Genomic DNA, 18630 nt, shown 5'->3' on the forward strand with positions numbered 1-18630 from the left:
TTGTTGCTAATACCGAAGCCTCTCTTCCTTTGGGGAAAGGTTTAGATAGGGGTTTTAAGTATACTTTACAAACTTTTCAAACAATCTCTAAGTGCTGGGTTATTATGCAACAGTAGCTATTGCTAAGGAAAAGATATCATTTCCGCCAAAGGCTCTAAAATCGCTATAGTCACCTGGTTGAAGTGTTATACCTACACCGCCACCGTTATCGTCTGACCTTAAATCCCATGTACCAGAAACAACCTTAGCTGATGATATTGAATTATTGAAATCACCGGTAAATTGAAACTGCTCACCAGCATTCCCAGCAGTAACTGTTAAAGCATTTCCACCAAAGTTAATATCCGTAAATACTTCAATTTCAGCACCACCCTGAATGGCAGCAGCCTGTTCAAAAGTAAGTTCTTGAAGATGTGGACTAAGCTCAATCTTGTTTATACTTACTCCGTGGTTGTTGATGTTAGACATTGTTTTTCTCCTGAGTTTTAGATTGTGTTTGAGCTGAAGGTAATCGCTTGTTTTCTCCCTTCTGATTTTTAATTGGTAGCAGTGAGTTGATTTTATTCACGGCTGAGAATCAGAGGTTTTTTACGCTTTGCCTTCTGATTTTTAATTGGTAGCAGTGAGTTGATTTTATTCACTGCTGAAAATCAGAGGTTTTCGCTTTGCCTTCTGATTTTTAATTGGTAGCAGTGAGTTGATTTTATTCACGGCTGAGAATCAGAGGTTTTTTCGCTTTACCTTCTGATTCTTAATTGGTAGCAGTGAGTTAATTTTATTCACGGCTGAGAATCAGAGGTTTTTCGCTTTGCCTTCTGATTTTTAATTGGTAGCAGTGAGTTAATTTTATTCACGGCTGAGAATCAGAAGTTTTTTCGCTTTGCCTTCTGATTCTTAATTGGTAGCAGTGAGTTGATTTTATTCATCAGGGCAAACGCACGTAATTTGTGAAAGCCTTGCTGCATAAGGATATTGTTGAAAAAATAGCCTCAACTATCAAACGCTCAAACCCTTGCTATTGAAGGATTCTTATACTTTAGATGCGTTTGATCTAGTTTATTTACTTGATTTAGTAACGCCAATTTGCTAATATCCTCTCTTATGCATAAGTTTATTAACCTGATACTTACACTCTGGATTAAGGCTTCCAAGCTAAATTTCCTTTTCTATAGGAGAGTCCAATGTCTTTTAGAAGTGCGTGTTTGGACTGGTTGCAAGGTCTAGGAATTGCCATTGGAAGTGGGTTCATCGCCTTTTATGCAAATATCTCAGTTGCCCAAATCACCCCAGATGGCACTCTGCCAAATAATTCCAATGTGAAATTAGAGGGCAATACCAGGATTATTGAGGGTGGAACCACAAGAGGGGGTAATCTGTTCCACAGCTTTGGGGAGTTCTCTGTTCCCAATGGCAGTACTGCTTTGTTCAATAATGCACTGGATATTCAGAACATCCTGACACGAGTAACAGGTAAGTCAATTTCTAATATTGATGGTTTAATCAAATCTAAGGGCACAGCCAATCTGTTTTTGATCAATCCCAATGGGATTATTTTTGGTAAAGATGCTAGTTTGAACATCGGCGGTTCGTTTGTCGCCACAACAGCCAATGCCATTGGGTTTGGCAATTTGGGATTTTTCAGCGCCTCGAATCCAGAAGCACCTTCAGCCTTGTTAACAGTAAATCCAAATGCCTTATTATTCAATCAAATTGCGGCTTCCCCGATTCAAAATAGTTCAATTGCGCCAGCAGGAATAGACCCAGAGGGTTCGGATGCTTTTGGTTTACGAGTTCCAGATGGTCAGAGTTTGCTGTTAGTAGGCGGCAATGTCAACATAAATGGTGGGATACTGAATGCTTATGGTGGTCGAGTCGAGTTGGGGGGATTGACATCAAGCGGAACTGTAGCGCTTCAGATAGATGGTAACAACTTTCGCTTGGGCTTTCCTGCTTTTAGTACGCGAGGGGATGTTTCTTTAGCTAATAATTCTGGTGTATATGTAGAAGCTGATGGTGGTGGAAGTATCGCAGTTAATGCCCGGAATTTAGAGATGACAGGAGGGAGTTTCCTGCAAGCTGGGATAGAGAGTGGTAATGGTTCTGATAATAGTAAGGCTGGAAATATTACGGTTAATGCAACTGGAGCAATAAATCTTAACAATGGTTACATTGTTAATCAGGTGCAAGAAGAAGCAAATGGACAGGGAGGCGATGTCAATATCAGTGCTAGCACGTTACAAGTTGAGGCTGGGTCATATGTAAGTACTGCTACAAGAGGTAAGGGCAAGGGAGGGAATTTGAGCGTTGATGCCCAAGATGTGCAACTGATTGGTACAAGCGCTAATGGTAACTCTCCCAGTGCCTTGGGTACTTCTGCACGGGAAGAGTCAACAGGAGATGCGGGTAATTTGACGATTAATACTAATACCTTACTAGTGGGAGATGGGGCACGGGTAAGTACTGCTACAAGAGGTAAGGGCAAGGGAGGGAATTTGAGCGTTGATGCCCAAGATGTGCAACTGATTGGTACAAGCGCTGATGGTCGGTCTCGCAGTGCCTTGTCTGCTTCTGCACAGCCAAACTCAAGAGGAGATGCGGGTAATTTGACGATTAAAACTAATACCTTGCTAGTGCGAGATGGGGCAAATGTAAATACTGCTACATTTAGTGTGGGTAAGGGAGGGAATTTGAGCGTTGACGCCCAAGATGTGCAGCTGATTGGTATAAGCGCTAATGGTCAGAATGCCACTCTCTTGTCTGCTGACGCACTGGAAGACTCAAGAGGAGATGCGGGTAATTTGACGATTAAAACTAATACCTTGCTAGTGCGAGATGGGGCACAGGTAAATACTAATACATATGGTGCAGGTAAGGCAGGGGATTTGAGCGTTGTTGCCCTAGATGTACAACTGATTGGTATAACCGCCAATGATCAGTATGCTAGTGGCTTGGGTGCTTCTGCATGGGAAAACTCAACAGGAGATGCGGGTAATTTGACGATTAAAACTAATACCTTGCTAGTGCGAGATGGGGCAAATGTAAATACTGTTACATTTGGTATGGGTAAGGGAGGGAATTTGAGCGTTGATGTCCAAGATGTGCAACTGATTGGTACAAGCGCCGATGGTCAGTATCCCAGTGTCTTGGCTGCTTCTGCACAGCGAAACTCAAAAGGAGATGCGGGTAATTTGACAATTAAAACTAATACTTTGCTAGTGCGAGATGGTGCAGGGGTAAGTACTGCTACATTGAGTGCGGGCAAGGGAGGGAATTTGACGATTAATACTCAGCAGTTGCTCGTGAGGGATAGGGCAGGAGTATCTGTGCGAAGTTCAGGACTCGGTAATGCAGGCAACTTGTTCGTGAATGCTCCCTCTATCCGTCTTGACAACAGCGCAAAAATAAGCGCTGACACTACAGGAGGTGGTGGAAATATCTTTATCAACTCACCCTTTTTGATATTGCGTCGAGGTAGCAGCATCACCACTAACGCGAGTGGTAATGATATCACTGGTGGCAATATTACCATTGATGCCAAAAATGGTTTTATCGTGGCTGTTCCCAATGAAAATAGCGACATTAGAGCAGATTCCGCTAACTTCCGTGGCGGGAATGTCACCATCAAAAATATTGCAGGCATCTTTGGCATCCAGTCCCGAAAGGAGCTTTCGCCAAACACAAGTGATATTACCGCCAAAGGCGCAACGCCTGATTTAAGTGGCAATATAGAAATTACTCAACCTGATGTAGACCCTAGTAACGGCTTAGTCGAACTCCCAGTTAATCTAGTTGATGCTTCTAGCCAAATTTCCACCGCCTGCACACCTGGAACTCGGCAATTCCAAAATACATTTGTCGCAACAGGACGCGGCGGACTACCCATGAGTCCCACTGAACCATTACAAGATTCAAGTACTGTGTCTGCGTGGGTAAAATTAAGACCAAAATTAGAAAACTTGGCAAACACAACGCCTGTGCCAAAATCAACAGCAGTTTCAACTACTTCTATTGCTGCTACAATTCCAATTGTGGAAGCTTCTGGCTGGGTAATCGATCGCAAGGGAAATATAAAACTAGTAGCACAAGTTCCTCAACTCAACCCCCACAGCCCTTGGCAAACACCTGCTGACTGCCCTGTATCTCAGGGAGGTGTGAAATATGACAAAAGTTCAGCTGCCAAAGCGAGTAGTTAGATTTGCGATAACTTCCGTAGTCCTATTTATCCTTGCTGTTTTCCTGACTATTATCCCTAGTACATTTGCTAAACAAATCCAGACAAATTCACCAAACGGGTTTCACATCCAAACCAATAAACCCCCAGCCGCAACACCACACCAACTTCTTGAGCAAGGAGAAGCACTTTATCAAGCTGGACGCTTTACTGAAGCCGTAAATGTTCTCCAACAAGCTGTCCGTAGCTATCAACAACAAAGCAATAACCTCGCACAAGCCGCAGCACTGACTAACCTCTCTCTTGTATATCAGCAACTCGGCTCCTGGAAAGAAGCTTATGCAACTATTGGCAATAGCTTAAATTTGCTTGGCTGGGATGAGAGAAATCAAAAGTTAAATGTCAACAATCCCAAATCTGAATTGTTAGAAATTCTTGCACAAACTCTCAACATTCAGGGCGAATTGCAACTAGCACAAGGACAAACTGATGCATCTTTGCAAACATCACAACAAGCAGAGCAAATCTGGAAGAAATTAAATGACAATGCTGGAGTAACGCGCAGCCGGATTAACCAAGCGCAAGCTCTACGAGTTGCTGGTTTTTATCGCCGTAGCTTAGATATATTAAATGAAGTATCCCAACAATTAATTTCCCAACCTGACTCAATTGTAAAAGTAACAGCTTTGCGATCGCTTGGCAATGTCTTACAACAATTAGGCGAACTAGAAAAATCCCAGAAAAACTTACAACAAAGCTTAGAAATCGCTCAACGTCTGCAACTGCCTCTAGAAATTAGTTTGACGGAATTTAGCCTCGGTAATACTGCCAGGTCGTTAAGTAACATTAAAGATGCGATCGCTCATTATCAAAACGCTACCAAAATTGCACCAAACTCTTTAGCCAAAGTTCAAGCCCTGATTAATCAGCTGAGTTTGCTGGTCGAAAACGAACGCATTACTGAAGCAAAGTCATTAATACCCACAATCCAATCTCAACTCCCGAATCTGCCTACCAATCAAGCTGGTATTTATGCACGGATCAATTTTGCTCAGACTTTAACCACAATTGGTAACAAAAAAGACATTGCAGAGATTCTAGCAACTAGCATTCAAGAAGCCAAAATCATCGGCGATGAACGTGCCGAATCCTATGCACTGGGCAGCTTGGGAGAAGTTTACGAGCAAAACCAACAATTGCAAGAAGCACAGGATTTGACCCAGCAAGCCTTATTTCTGGCTGAAAAAATTGATGCCTCAGATATAGCTTATCGCCTTGAGTGGCAGTTAGGACGCTTACTCAAAGCACAGGGAAATATCGAAGCCGCCATATCTGCTTATGATGCTGCTGTCACAACTCTTCAGTCTCTTCGCAGCGATTTAGTTGCAGTTAATCGAGAGGTACAGTTTAATTTTCGCGATCGCATAGAACCTCTTTATCGGCAGTCTGTAGAGTTGATTTTACAAGAGAAAGGACAAGGAAAACCAGATTTAGATAAAGCACGTCAGCGAATAGAAGCTTTGCAACTTGCAGAACTCGACAATTTTTTTCGAGAAGCTTGCTTAAGTAACCAATTTGTGGTTTTAGACAAAGTAGTAGACCGCAACAACCCGAATACTGCTATTTTCTACCCGATTATCCTAGATAACTATTTAGAAATTATTATCAAACTTCCCAAGCAACCGTTGATTCATAAAACTTCTCAAGTCAACCGTCAGCAAGTAGAGCAAGTTATTACAAAAATCCGAGAGACAATAGTCGAACCCGATGCTAATCTGCAACTTCAAGCAGCTTCTCAACAACTTTATAATTGGTTAATTAAACCAGTTGAAACAAACCTTAAAAATAGTAAAGTTAATACTCTAGTTTTTATTCCAGATGGGTTATTGCGAAATATCCCGATGTCTGTATTATATGATGGCAGAGAGTATTTAGTCCAAAAATACTCTGTAGTTATTAGCCCCGGATTGCAACTATTTACTCCCAAACCTCTAGAACAGAAAAAATTAAATGCCCTTGCTGGAGGACTATCGCAACCACCCAAAAATGAAAAGTTTGCACCACTTCCCAACGTTTTGGTTGAATTGAAATTAATTCAGGAATCAGGGGTATCGACAACTACATTATTAGATAAAAATTTTACCAGTGAAAATTTAGGAAAAACCATCAACGCTCAACCTTTTAAAGTTGTTCACTTGGCAACTCATGGGCAATTTAGCTCTAAAGCAAAAGACACTTTTATCCTAGCAGCTGATGGACGTATCAATGTGAGTGAATTAGATAGTTTGCTCAAAAGTAGAGAGCAAAAACTAACAGAACCAGTTGAATTACTTGTTTTGAGCGCTTGCGAAACAGCAGCAGGAGATAACCGAGCTACATTGGGATTAGCAGGAGTTGCTCTGCGTGCAGGTGCGCGGAGTACTTTAGCCTCCCTATGGCAAATTGGTGATAACTCTACAGCTTTGTTTATTGAGGAATTTTACCGCCAGGTAGTGACTGGTAAAACTACGGCCCAAGCTTTACGCTTTGCTCAATTAAAACTACTTGAATCTAACGAATACAACCGTCCGATGTACTGGGCACCCTATGTTTTAGTTGGTAATTGGTTGTAGAGATTGAGGATTATTGACGGTTGGTTGAATTGACTATAGGAGCTTTAGCAACATTATCTAAGTTGACTGATTGCAATAAAGTTTGCCAATCTTTTTCAACAGATGCATCATTAGGATTGGAAAGGCGTATTTGTGCCAGCATAGTTAAAGCGTCAAACCAAATACCTTCTTTAGCATAGATTACAATCTTCTGCCGGGGATCAGGTATTGCTTGCAATTGCTGGATAACACGAGAAGCTAAATTAATTCTTTGAATACCTCCTTCTACATACACAGGAACACTTGCTGTTTCCTGCTTACAGTGGACTTTTAAATACCAGCGATATGTTTTACCTACTTCTAAGGATGTAACATTCTCAGGGAGAGAAATACCAATGATACTGGGCTTTGGAGGTAGTGCGATCGCATCTTCATAAATATTCGTTCCCGCACTGTCCTGTAAGATAAATTTAGCACTTGAGTTAGCTAAATCCTGAGTGTAGGGAACGTAAAACCAAAATGTAGGTCTTTCAGAGGTGGTTAGCCCCTCTACAATTCCGATAACTAATTTGTCTATCTGTTTCCCAACCTTTTGTTCCTTCAGCAATGGTACTAAAGCAGTAAGTGCAGTTGGAACCGTGGGGCAATTATCTCGACTACCCATTCCTGCTCTACGCCCAGATATAGGACTTAAGCCAGTAAGTGTTTTTGGCAAAACAAAAACTGGTCGAGAGGTACGTTGTTGAGGTGAAGCAGGTGTCTTAACTGGTTGCACAGGCTGCTTAATGGTTGCTGGTTGTTTAGTTTGGGCTATTAATTGTGCTGGATATTGGGTGGTGCCGCTCAAAATCAGAGCAGTTGTTAAGAGCCATTTCATTAACTTAACAAGATACCGTTTCTGCTTGTGACTATTGTCATTATAAGGGCAGGTAGCATTTTTTTATGCACGTCGGAGGGGCGACTCTCAGACACGGGTTTAACCTATCTTGCTAGTTGGTAAATGTAATACACTACCAGTTAGTTAACTGTAAAGTTTGACGCAGTTAGGTAATAACCCAAGTTGCTGGTTATCGACTGATATGCACTTGTTATCACTCAATTCATGCGATCGCGTACAACAAAGTTGGTGCCTAGCGCCAACGTGCCGATGCCATTGTTGCCAGCATTCAGCTACTTAAATGCCTATTAGTTGTATAAATTACTTATTCAATAAAAGCTTGTTGAAGAGTAAAAGAAAAAATGAATGCTTGTAGCTTAAGTAAAAACCCTTGATAAGTGACTGCATGTATTGATTTTGGAAAAACACAAGTGATACTACTAAACACAGTTTCGATATAATGCCGAGTATGTTGTTTAATATATTGATTCCAAGGCTGGTCTTGACGCTTGGAGTTCTTTTTCCTCATGACTTTTAAAGAAATGTGACTTGTTTGTTCCAAGTCATCCTCAATCGTGTAGTCGGTGTAAGCTGAATCACCATAAATTTCACTACCAGGTGGTAGATTCAAGGGTAAGGCATTTAAAGCACGTACATCGTTGGCACTACCAGGCATAAACACAAATTCGACAGGAATACCATTTTTGGTTGTTAATAACTGAACTCGAACCCCGTAAAAATATCGTTTTTTCGATGCGATGTAACCTCTATACTGCGCCGACTGTATTATTTTTACATTAAAGATACGGATGTTATCGCAGATGGGCACTGGGAACGAGTCTAAAAGATATTCAGTGGAATCACTAATTTCCTTCAGTGCCATTCCCACTTGATGAAACAAGTCGTTGATTAACATTGAGACACTGTGTAATCTCCGGTTAAATCGTGACTTTTCTAACATATTAGATATCAACTTATGTTCTTTCATATAGGTACAAGCCTTACTATGATTACCATTAAAGAACATCGCCGATGTTATTGCCGTTGTAATAATTTCTGCGTCATTCATCTCTCGACGACAATCTTCATTATGCCCAATCGCCTTTAACAGGTCGTCTATGATAGCATATATGGAAATTATTTCGTTTAGCATTTAGCCCTCCTAATTTTCTCTTCTTGGAGGGCATTTTATTGCTTTACTGTCCCAAAGCGATCGCCCATAAGAGTAACTAGCAACTTGGGTTAATAGTTTTGCAATTGTCCCATTGAGGTAAAGCTTTTTAGAATTCTCTAAAACCTCTTAATTGGGTTGAGTTCTGGTTTCTAAATCATAGGCGATCGCTGCGGAAATATAGCCTTCAATTATCGGCATCTGTCATACCTGAAGACGTATTTTTCGATTTTATCAAGAAAAATTCTACCTTCTGGAATTGAGATTGTTTTAATGCGATCGCTGACTTCAATATTGCATAGTTTGCCATGCTCTGTAATATAACCTATGCCAAAATGCTTATTTACTCAATCACTAATGCATCTTTAAGCGGATTTATATTTGCAGCTAAAGATTGATGCTATCCATTGGTGAAAGGTTAAGATAATCTTACTTTTGTCAATTAGAAAATATGCTTAAAATTTGGAAAGAGCAGAGGTATGAAACTCACTCTTGTACTGAAGTTCGGCGACAACAATGAATGATATGTATCAAGATGACGCGTAGGCGTAGCCGGCCGTAGGCATCGCCTCCTCAAAAATTGTGTTTCCGATCCCGATTTTCACAACATTTTAAGTAAAGAGTGCTTATTGACAATTGGTATTCGACCTTAACCTCTCACGAATACTACTACAGATACCTCTACTACCGACAGAAATTATCGGGATGGCGATTGGGGTTTATTGGGCTTGCTCGGTTTATTTGGTCGTAAGAGCCGCAAAGCCGATGATAATGTAGCTTATCGTGACCCTAATGCAGTAGGCTCCTCTAGCTCCCGTTCTAACTTTTAATAATGAGTTGCGTTCTAATTTTGCGTAAGTCCTAATGATAATTACGAACAAAGCCTGCATTGGCAGGCTTTGTTCGTGTGTATACATGATTGCAAGGCTTGGGGAGTCAGGGCGTGCCAAGTTTGCCGAATTGAATTGTTAATTGGGATTTCTCAAAAATAAAACTCCTGAACCAAACTCCGCTCCTAGTTAAGCTTTCAGAGCTTCAGCGATAGTTATTTTTGCTAAATTTAGAGGCTGGCGATCGCTCTTAGGTTTACGTGCATCAACTATGACTGTAATATGATAATATTCTTTACGTACTCAGTATTTTAGAGGATGTTTTAAAAGTATTTTGCTGTGCTTTTAGGTACTTAATCCCCCTTAACCTTCCTTAACAAGGGAGAAACCGGAATCAAAGTTCCTTTTTTGAAGAGGGATTTAAAAGGATCTAAAACGTTTTTATACCTAGATATAGGACTTTTAAAACATCCTCTAAGATGAGACAAAATATCATAATCTCTGCTTAAACTTGCGAATGTGAGTTTAATTTAACGTTTTTGTTGTCAAACAAGTATCCACAACGACAAGGTTATGATTAATATATTTTTCCTGCTCATACTATTTTCTTCAATGTTAGGGCGGATTAAATTTCCTGGAATAAATATTGGTATTCATTATTTATTACTTCCTGCATTTAGCTTTGGTGTAATTAGTTTGTCTTTAAAATCTATACCAGAAACTGTTAAAAAGCATAAAGCAATTTTGATATCTATAAGTCTAATGTATTTGTGGATGTGGCTTTCCTCATTAATGAGCCACTTTCCAACTATTGCTATTACTTATAGTCTAAAATATTCAATTTACTATATATTATTTTTTGCTTTTTTGGTGTTAACTTTTAAAAATACAAATTTAGCATTTTACTATCGTTGCATATTATATTTACTACAGATAATTGCAATTTTGGGTTTTTTAGAAGTTTTACTTCCCAAGTACTGGATTTTCAAATTATTAAAATTTCCCAGCTTTTATCCCGAAATCGGTTCAATTATGCAAAATCCTAATCAGTTTGGGGTAATAGTAGCCATTGGATTATGTCTAAGCTTGATTTTAGAAAAGCAGAATAAAATTTCTAAAATTGAATTATATATAAACGAATTAATTTTTATAATTTCCTTAACTTTATCTGCCAGTGGAAATGGTTGGTTAACTTTTATAATTGGCATGTTTCTTTTGCTAATATATAAAATTATTAGTTTTAGGAAAATGATTTATCTAACTAGCTTTTTATTTTTATGCATTGTCACCATACCAGTTTCTACACAGAAAATTGGTTTGGTAGATAGTAAAATATTTCCATTAATTAATTTATTTTCAAAAAATTTAGCTTTAGTAAATCCAAACAAAAAAACGCTTACTACTATAATAAAAACAGGCTTTTCAAGGTATGAAATATGGCAGGCAGCTATTAATGAAACTATTAAAAAGCCACTCACTGGTATAGGCATAGGAGTTTTTCCAGAACAGATAGGAATAAAAGTTTGGGGACATAAAGGTTATCATGCACATAATATATTTTTAAATGTGTCAGCAGAACAAGGAATTCCAGGATTATTACTATTTACTAATTTTTTAAAAAAAATAACATTTAAAGTTAAACATACTAATTCTCTAGTTACTATTCCGATTATTATGTCTTTAGTGTCTCAAATTCCAGATTTGTTTACTGAAGACTATACTTTTACAACTATTGAGTTTTATTTTATAGCAGCAGCTATTAATTATAAAAAAGATGTTGTTATGCAACTAAACCCTGGAGTTATTCAAAACTTTCAAAAAATCTATGACTCATAAATATCATTTCTACCTAATATTTCCCAATATATTTAATTTTAAGGGGGGGATTCAGGTTTACTCAAAGTTTTTGTTGCAAGCTTTACAAAATATATATATTGAAGCTGATTATGATGTATTTTTGAAGTATGACAAGCCTAATTTAAGACAGCAGGAAAACTTGCAATTTTTAAGTTTAACAAAGTTCCATTATTTTGGAGATTTACCAAGATTATTGCAAACTATTTTATTTGCTACCAAAATAATTATTATGGCTATTATCGAACGTCCCACTGTAGTCATATCAACTCATGTTAACTATGCCATTGCTTGTTATATTCTAAAACTTTTTACTGGAATTCCTTACTGGGTAGTTGCTCATGGTTTAGAAGTTTGGGATATTAAAAACAATGCTATAAAATTAGCATTAGGAAACGCAGATAAAATTATTTGTGTTAGTAATTACACTCGCCAGCGCTTGCTTCAATATAAAAACATTGACGCTGAGAAAATAGTAATTTTAACTAATACGTTTGATGCCAACAAATTTAAAATAAATCCTAAACCTAACTACTTGCTCAAGCGATATAATTTAACAGATAAACAGCCTGTAATTCTCACAGTAACTCGGCTGGGACGCATGGCAAAATACAAGGGTTATGATCAAATGCTTTATGCTTTACTTAAAGTGCGCCTGCATATCGCTAATGTTCACTTCATCCTTGTAGGGAAAGGAGATGATATACCTCGAATTCAAGCTTTAGTTAGCAATTTAAATCTACAAAATTGTGTCACTATTGCAGGATTTGTACCAGATGAAGAATTGTGTGATTATTACAATCTCTGCGATGTTTTTGCTTTGCCTAGTAAAGGAGAAGGATTTGGAATTGTTTATTTAGAAGCGTTAGCTTGTGGTAAACCTGTGCTGGCGGGTAAACAAGATGGTTCTATAGAACCCTTAGCTGAGGGGGAATTGGGATGTTTAGTTGATCCTGATAACGTTGAAGAAATTGCCGATAATCTAATTCAAATCCTACAAGGTAATTACTATAATTCAGTAATTTACCAACCAGAATACTTACAGCAAAAAACCATTGAAACTTTTGATTTTAGCCAGTTTTGTAAAAGTTTAGCAAAAATAGTTGATGCTTATTTAGTTACAATTTAAGAAAAATTTTTGTATAAAATTAATTGGCGAAAAATGGAAGATTCAGTGTTTGTTATATTCCTTGGCTTTGGGTTTATTTGGCTTTTGATGGGAGTTGTAGGTTGGATTGCGTTTTTAAAATCTGAGGGAGAGGAAATTAAGTTTGGTAAGTGGGGGCTTATAGTTGCTATCCCCATCTTAATACCAATAATTGTTTCTCTGATTATTGGTATATTGTATAAAAAATGAACAATTACTTGTTAATTGCACCCCTAACCAAAATCACTGTACTTTCTACACCAGAGGCGATCGCTTCTGGAATATTACCTTGAATCGCCTGCTGCAACAATCCTTCTTGCGATGCTCCCAAAACTACAACATCGTAACCTTCGGTTTTAACTAAGTTAATCACACCTTCTGCGACTGAATTAGCCTGAACTGGGAGAGCAACTACACTACTGGACAACTTTCGTCGCCGCATCAAATGGCGGATAGCTTGTTCTGAAACTGACATATCTGGCTTGAATTCAAATGGCTTAAACACCTGTGTCAGATGAATTTGCGGATCATTTCCCAATGTAATTAAAGCCGGTAGCAATTTAATCGCCAGTGGGGAATTGGGGCCACCAGCCATCGGGACTAGCCAGCGATTGAAGAGGGGACTGGGGGCTGGGGACTGGGGGGCTTTACCTAATTTTACTAAGACTACTTCGCAGGTGGCTTGGTGAATTATGGTGTCTACAACGTTACCAAAAATCCGACCAGGGGTAGATGTGGTACCTTTCCATCCCATTAAGATTAGGTCGATGTGTTGTTCGCTGATTGTCTCTAAAATTGCCTGCGCTACATCGTGGGTAACTCGGATCTGCGTATGCAAGGGAATTTTCCACTTTTTTGCTAAGACTTCCGCCTGTCGTAGCAAGCGGCGACTTTTCGCCGTCCTAACCTGTGTTTCTGATGGGGAACTGTGGCGGGGTATCAGCATCACTTGCACGCAATCTATTTCATAATGGCGATCGCGGGCAATAGCTGCTGCCATTTGTAATAAAATACCTGCTGTTTCGGGATTCGCTACTGGCACTAATAATCTACCATTGCCAGTGCTTGGCGATCGCGTTTGGTAAACTATATAAGAAGGTTCTGGCCGCAGTTTCGGAGTCCGGTTATCACAATTGAGATGATCTGCTTCCGCCCGAATAATATCTGCACGAGTAATAATTCCGATCAGTTTTCGTCCATCCACCACAGGTAAGCGACTGATTTGATAGCGATCAAGTAAATACAGCACATTACTTAGAGTGTGGATTGGTGTTACTGTCATCGGAGCAGGCGTCATAATTTCTTTTAAGAAAATATCATTGGCTAGATTGCGATCGCGGAGCGTGTGCTTTGCACTCTCGCGTATTTTCAGCAAATCTGATTGCGTCACAATTCCTACTAACTTGCTATCTTCTACCACAGGGAAACCGCGATGATGAGAACGAGCAAAAAACTGCTTTGCTTCTTCCAAGCTCATCTGTGCATCTAGAGTTTCTACCCGTTCTTGCATCACATCTTTTGCAGTTAACTTAGTTAATGCTCCTTCCATCGGAACTTCTTTAGTCAGAGTGATGCCTTTTAATTCTAAAAGTTTCTCATAAAGCGAACCTGGCACTACTTTATCCGCAACTAAGTAAGCTGCTACAGAAACAATCATCAAAGGTAGCACCAGATTGAAATCTGTAGTCATCTCAAACACAATCACAATTGCTGTGATTGGCACTTTAGAAACAGCGCTAAAAAATCCCCCCATACCCGCTAGCGCGTAAGTAGCAGGAGAACCCGCTCCGGTGATGGATAACTCAAATACACCGATAATATGTCCTAAACAAGAACCCAAAATCAGACTGGGAGCGAATAATCCTCCTGGCGCTCCTGAACCAAATGCGATGAGTGTGAGAATGAACTGTGCTACAAAGGCGATCGCTGCTACGGTAGGTTGGGAACCTCCAGTAATTAAAGACTCTCGTAAAGCCGTATTATTACGAAAGGATTCGGGGAGCATTGCCACGACAACACCAGAAATAAATCCAGCCAAAGCTACCCGTAGTGGTAAGCTGAGATGTAATTTTCTATAAAGTTTAATACTAAATATTAAGCCGCGATCAAATAATGCACCTAACAATCCTGCCAAAATACCCAATAGGAGGAAAAAGGGAATTTCTGGAATAGAGAATTGGCTAGAAGATTGCGTCAATTGCAGATTAAGGTCAAGAGAGCCACCACCTAAAAGTCGGGATATCACCCCACCAATAAAGGAGGCGATAATCGCAGTTCCTAGAGTCAATCCTGATAAATCCTGGAGTAACTCTTCAACGATGAATAATACACCTGCGATCGGGGCATTAAAAGCAGCTGCTAAACCCGCACCCGCACCTGCTGCAATCATTTGTCGCCGATGATCTGGGGAAGTAGGAACCCAACGACTCATCCCTGCTGCCAAACCCGCCCCTACGTGAACAGTAGGGCCTTGTCGTCCCAGAGTCATGCCCGAACCTATGACGATGATGGCACTGAGTAACTTCACACCTGCAACGCGCCAAGATAATGCTATCGGCACATTGGCTAGACTTGCTTTAACTTGCGGAATACCGCTACTAGAAGCCTCTGGAGCCAACCTATCCACCAACCAGCCAGCCACAAATCCCAGGAAAAGACCAATTATCGGTAGTGCTAGCCATACCGGGAAAATGTGGGTACTATGGACTCGCCATGTCCCCAGCCATCCCGATCCTACTTTCAAAAATACCGCAGATAGGGCAGCAACCAGACCGATAACACAAGCTTCGGCGATCGCTAAACCTCTTCTAGGCTGCCACCAGGTGCGAAAGCGCTGATTCAGAACAGGAAGAGACATGATTTTTGGGGATTAGGGGATTGGGCATGGGGCATGGGGCATGGGGCATGGGGCATGGGGCATGGGGCATGGGGCATGGGGCATGAGTCTTTGAACTCCATTAATGAGTCTTTGAACTTCGTTAATGAGTCTTTGAACTCCATTAATGAGCCTTTGAACTCCATTAATGAGTCTTTGAACTCCATTAATGAGCCAACTCCATTAATGAGCCTTTGAACTCCGTTAATGAACCTCTGAACTCCATTTTTCTACCTCAATGCCCAATCCCCAATCCCCAATCCCCAATCCCCAATGCCCAATCCCCAATCCCCAATCCCCAATTCAATTACTTCTCCCCGTCGTGGATAGTCCTTCTACTATTAAAGATGGAGTATAACAAGAACCATTCCAATCAGCATCATTACCTAGTGTAACCAATTGCTTAAGGGCAGTGTAGACATTACCTGCAACCATCGTATCCTTAACGCGCCCAATTACCTGACCATTTTTGACGCGGTAGCCTAAATCAACGTTGATTGAAAAATCTCCAGACATGCTGCCGCCACCGCCCAGCATTTGATCCACAATTATGCCATCATCCAGTTCTTGAATTAAATCTAGTAGTGATGCTGAACCTGGCTGGATCAGAAAATTAAATAAACCAGGGGTGGGATAGCTACCTAAACCAGGGCGAAAACCATTTCCAGTTGTGTCAGTACCTAGTTGGCGTCCGGTGGTGCGATCGCCATAAAAATGCTGTAAAATTCCGTTTTGGATAAATACTAAAAATTGAGTAGGAGTGCCTTCATCATCAAAAGGGCAACTATAAGGGCCGGCTTCTGGATCTTGGTAAAGGGTGAGACTAGGTGCAACTACCGCTTTACCCAAACGTTCTCCCCAAGGGGAAGCTACTTCTAAAACCCGCTTGCCATTCAAAGCTTCTTGCACAGTGCCCCAAAGCATATCAGCAGCTTTAGAAGTGAACAAAATCGGGACTCGACCAGTAGGAGATGAGACATTTTCCCCGGCCCAAATTAACCGTTGTAAAATTTGGTTAGCTAATATTTCCGGGTGGAGTTCGCCTCGCTTAGTTTGGCCATCGGCAACACTTAAAAAATCATCACCACGCACCCATTCAGCTGATATGTAGCAATTGAGGGTAGTATCAGTGTAGTAACAATCTAAACCTTTAGTGTTGACTATTCTGGTAGTTTCGACATCACATTCCCAATCACCATTGCAAACAACATCGGGATATGCATCACGGATGAGTGCGATCGCTTCTTTGCCCCAGTCTACCAAAACTTTGATCGGCACACTTTCGCCTAAATCTGGGTAAGAGGGCCCAGAGTTCGAGCCTAATTCTACCATTTCAGGTAGATTCAGTTGACTTAGAGCCAGAGCTTTTTCCACCATTACTTCGGCTAGGACAGAACCGTAAGCCACCGTGAGTCCCGGACGCCCGTTTCGCCAAAGTCGTAGTGCTGTGCCTTCAGATTGGTTAGTTTCTAGCTGTTTGAGTCGGTTTGCCTCAAAAAACACTGGACGAGAAAGCGATCGCGACTGATACACCTCAGCAGCTTCTGCTCCAGATTTTATAGCTAGTTCCAGCAGCTGTTCTGCTAGTGTATCTTGTGACAAATTTTCAGAACCCATGACTCTTAGTGCAATTGTGGATTTTGAACCGCATATCAACGCCCTCTTTTGAAAAGTGCGATCGTCAAAAACCGACGATTAAACTTTCTACGTGATGAACGCAGATAACCATCCAAAAATCATCAGCGTTTCTTACAGTTACGATTTGGAACCACAGATCAACACTGATGGACGCAGTTAATTATCCCAAATCATTGCCATGTCTCAACTAGTCATTAGTCATTCGTCATTAGTCATTAGTTAGGAGTTAGGAGTTAGGAGTTAGGAGTTAGGAGTTAGGAGTTAGGAGTTAGGAGTTAGGAGTTAGGAGTTAGGAGTTAGGAGTTAGGAGTTAGGAGTTAGGAGTTAGGAGTTAGGAGTTAGGAGTTAGGAGTTAGGAGTTAGGAGTTAGGAGTTAGGAGTTATGAATTATTATTCTCCCCATCTCCCTCTGCCTCCCCTGCCCCATGCCCCCTGCCCCATGCCCCCTGCCCCATGCCCCATGCCCCATGCCCCATGCCCCATGCCCCATGCCCATTTTCAAAGATTAACCTCTTGCAACAGCCAAAAACCAGCAAAAGCTTCTGCTTTGGGATCAGACTGTACACCGATAAAATGCACTCCGTTAGCTTTTTGCTTGGCTTCTTCAAAACCTTTGGCTTCTGCTAAAAGTTGAGGTTTTTTGATATTTGCCACAATCCAGCTTTCGGTTACACCAGTTTCTAAAAGCAATCTCGCCTCAACGCTAGTATCAAATCTTAAGAAAGCCAAATCCAAACCAGACATCCAGCCTGCCAAGGGCAACGCTCTCGGTGAGAAAATTAAAATCCCAGGAATCCGGGTTTCGGGCGAAACTTTCGCCAACTCTAGGGGGAAAGCTTCACCAAAGCCAATTTCCCACTCTGGCATTTCTACCAAATCCGCAGCATCTAAGGTAACAAATACCCACTGCTGTCCTTCCAAAGCATCTGGTAAACGTTGCGGCAAAGGTTTTTCCAAGCGGACTGAGGGATTAGCCCCTCCTTGATACCCTGCTTCTTGAGGATACACTTCCTCCATGCGCTGTTCTAACCAATGGTTGAGAAGCAAAGTACGACGGCTAGGCTGGGCGGGAATGCCCAAGTCTTGGCAGGCTTTAGTAATCATGTTGTTCATTTGACGGCGGAAAAAGCGGATTTTAATTGGTGCTTTTCCAGCTTGGTTAATAGCTTCCTGTAATGCTGTCCGCAACCAGCCCGAATTTACCTGGGTACTGGGACAATATTGAGCATAGCGAAACAAAGAATCTACTTTTGTACTGATATCCAAAGCGCTTTCGCAGACTAAGACTTCCCAAACTTTTTTCTGATTATCGTCCAAAATCGGACGAGAGTAAAAATCGATTTCCCAAATACTGCCCATGTTTTGCGGTAAAAATCTGGCTGTTATGTTTTTCTGATATGTTGATCATACGAGTCTTAGGGCAGCAGGGGAATAAGGGAGTGCGAAGTGGTCAGGGGGAGCAGAGGAAGTTTTTAG

The 18630-nt window shown here is 40.7% G+C and carries 11 protein-coding genes; 5 read left to right on the forward strand and 6 right to left on the reverse strand.

Translation table 11 applies throughout. The features are described 5' to 3' along the window. Positions 1-102: 102 nt before the first annotated feature. Positions 103-468: a beta/gamma crystallin-related protein gene (locus CDC33_RS01520; RefSeq protein ID WP_109006989.1), complete on the reverse strand. Its 366-nt coding sequence runs from the start codon at positions 466-468 to the stop codon at positions 103-105. Positions 469-1181: 713 nt separating this feature from the next. Between CDC33_RS01520 and CDC33_RS01525 the strand changes: the two genes are divergently transcribed. Both CDC33_RS01525 and CDC33_RS01530 read left to right on the forward strand, forming a co-directional pair. Then, complete coding sequence (locus CDC33_RS01525; protein ID WP_109006990.1) at positions 1182-4193, forward strand: two-partner secretion domain-containing protein; 3012 nt, start codon at positions 1182-1184, stop codon at positions 4191-4193. After that, complete coding sequence (locus CDC33_RS01530; RefSeq protein WP_109006991.1) at positions 4159-6783, forward strand: CHAT domain-containing protein; 2625 nt, start codon at positions 4159-4161, stop codon at positions 6781-6783. Before CDC33_RS01525 ends, CDC33_RS01530 begins: the two co-directional genes overlap by 35 nt. A gap of 10 nt (positions 6784-6793) precedes the next feature. On the opposite strand, the gene CDC33_RS01535 is transcribed toward CDC33_RS01530, so the two are convergent. Next, on the reverse strand, positions 6794-7639 hold the full coding sequence (locus tag CDC33_RS01535) for a DUF928 domain-containing protein (protein WP_109006992.1): 846 nt from the start codon (positions 7637-7639) through the stop codon (positions 6794-6796). A gap of 325 nt (positions 7640-7964) precedes the next feature. Next, positions 7965-8792: an IS982 family transposase gene (locus CDC33_RS01540; protein ID WP_109006873.1), complete on the reverse strand. Its 828-nt coding sequence runs from the start codon at positions 8790-8792 to the stop codon at positions 7965-7967. A gap of 1421 nt (positions 8793-10213) precedes the next feature. On the opposite strand from CDC33_RS01540, the gene CDC33_RS01545 reads away from it, so the two are divergent. Genes CDC33_RS01545 through CDC33_RS01555 form a run of 3 tightly spaced genes read left to right on the forward strand, consistent with a single transcriptional unit; the run spans position 10214 to position 12851 of the window. Then, positions 10214-11476, forward strand: coding sequence for an O-antigen ligase family protein (locus CDC33_RS01545; RefSeq protein WP_109006993.1), 1263 nt, complete (start codon positions 10214-10216; stop codon positions 11474-11476). Further along, a complete protein-coding gene (locus CDC33_RS01550) occupies positions 11466-12623 on the forward strand; it encodes a glycosyltransferase family 4 protein (RefSeq protein ID WP_109006994.1) in 1158 nt (385 codons plus the stop codon). The genes CDC33_RS01545 and CDC33_RS01550 overlap by 11 nt, the downstream gene beginning before the upstream one ends. A gap of 9 nt (positions 12624-12632) precedes the next feature. After that, a complete protein-coding gene (locus tag CDC33_RS01555) occupies positions 12633-12851 on the forward strand; it encodes a hypothetical protein (protein ID WP_244919104.1) in 219 nt (72 codons plus the stop codon). A 4-nt stretch (positions 12852-12855) separates the two neighbouring features. Here the strand turns inward: CDC33_RS01555 and CDC33_RS01560 are convergent, their stop codons facing one another. The 3 genes from CDC33_RS01560 to CDC33_RS01575 all read right to left on the reverse strand — a co-directional run bounded on the left by CDC33_RS01560 (position 12856) and on the right by CDC33_RS01575 (position 18513). Further along, positions 12856-15498 carry a chloride channel protein gene (locus tag CDC33_RS01560; protein WP_109006996.1) on the reverse strand — a complete coding sequence of 881 codons (2643 nt, stop codon included), beginning with the start codon at positions 15496-15498 and terminating at the stop codon, positions 12856-12858. A gap of 321 nt (positions 15499-15819) precedes the next feature. Beyond that, the gene (locus CDC33_RS01570; RefSeq protein WP_109006998.1) at positions 15820-17133 is read right to left on the reverse strand and encodes a TldD/PmbA family protein; all 1314 of its coding nucleotides are present in this window, start codon (positions 17131-17133) and stop codon (positions 15820-15822) included. 519 nt (positions 17134-17652) lie between these two features. Continuing rightward, the gene (locus CDC33_RS01575) at positions 17653-18513 is read right to left on the reverse strand and encodes a Tab2/Atab2 family RNA-binding protein (protein ID WP_109006999.1); all 861 of its coding nucleotides are present in this window, start codon (positions 18511-18513) and stop codon (positions 17653-17655) included. Positions 18514-18630 lie beyond the last annotated feature (117 nt).

It is taken from the genome of Nostoc commune NIES-4072 (assembly GCF_003113895.1).
Taxonomy (GTDB): Bacteria; Cyanobacteriota; Cyanobacteriia; order Cyanobacteriales; family Nostocaceae; genus Nostoc; species Nostoc commune.

Coding starts and splice junctions, on each gene's coding strand:
- CDC33_RS01520 (WP_109006989.1), bottom strand. CDS start 468: ATGTCTAACATCAACAACCACGGAGTAAGTATAAACAAGATTGAGCTT.
- CDC33_RS01525 (WP_109006990.1), top strand. CDS start 1,182: ATGTCTTTTAGAAGTGCGTGTTTGGACTGGTTGCAAGGTCTAGGAATT.
- CDC33_RS01530 (WP_109006991.1), top strand. CDS start 4,159: ATGACAAAAGTTCAGCTGCCAAAGCGAGTAGTTAGATTTGCGATAACT.
- CDC33_RS01535 (WP_109006992.1), bottom strand. CDS start 7,639: ATGAAATGGCTCTTAACAACTGCTCTGATTTTGAGCGGCACCACCCAA.
- CDC33_RS01540 (WP_109006873.1), bottom strand. CDS start 8,792: ATGCTAAACGAAATAATTTCCATATATGCTATCATAGACGACCTGTTA.
- CDC33_RS01545 (WP_109006993.1), top strand. CDS start 10,214: ATGATTAATATATTTTTCCTGCTCATACTATTTTCTTCAATGTTAGGG.
- CDC33_RS01550 (WP_109006994.1), top strand. CDS start 11,466: ATGACTCATAAATATCATTTCTACCTAATATTTCCCAATATATTTAAT.
- CDC33_RS01560 (WP_109006996.1), bottom strand. CDS start 15,498: ATGTCTCTTCCTGTTCTGAATCAGCGCTTTCGCACCTGGTGGCAGCCT.
- CDC33_RS01570 (WP_109006998.1), bottom strand. CDS start 17,133: ATGGGTTCTGAAAATTTGTCACAAGATACACTAGCAGAACAGCTGCTG.
- CDC33_RS01575 (WP_109006999.1), bottom strand. CDS start 18,513: ATGGGCAGTATTTGGGAAATCGATTTTTACTCTCGTCCGATTTTGGAC.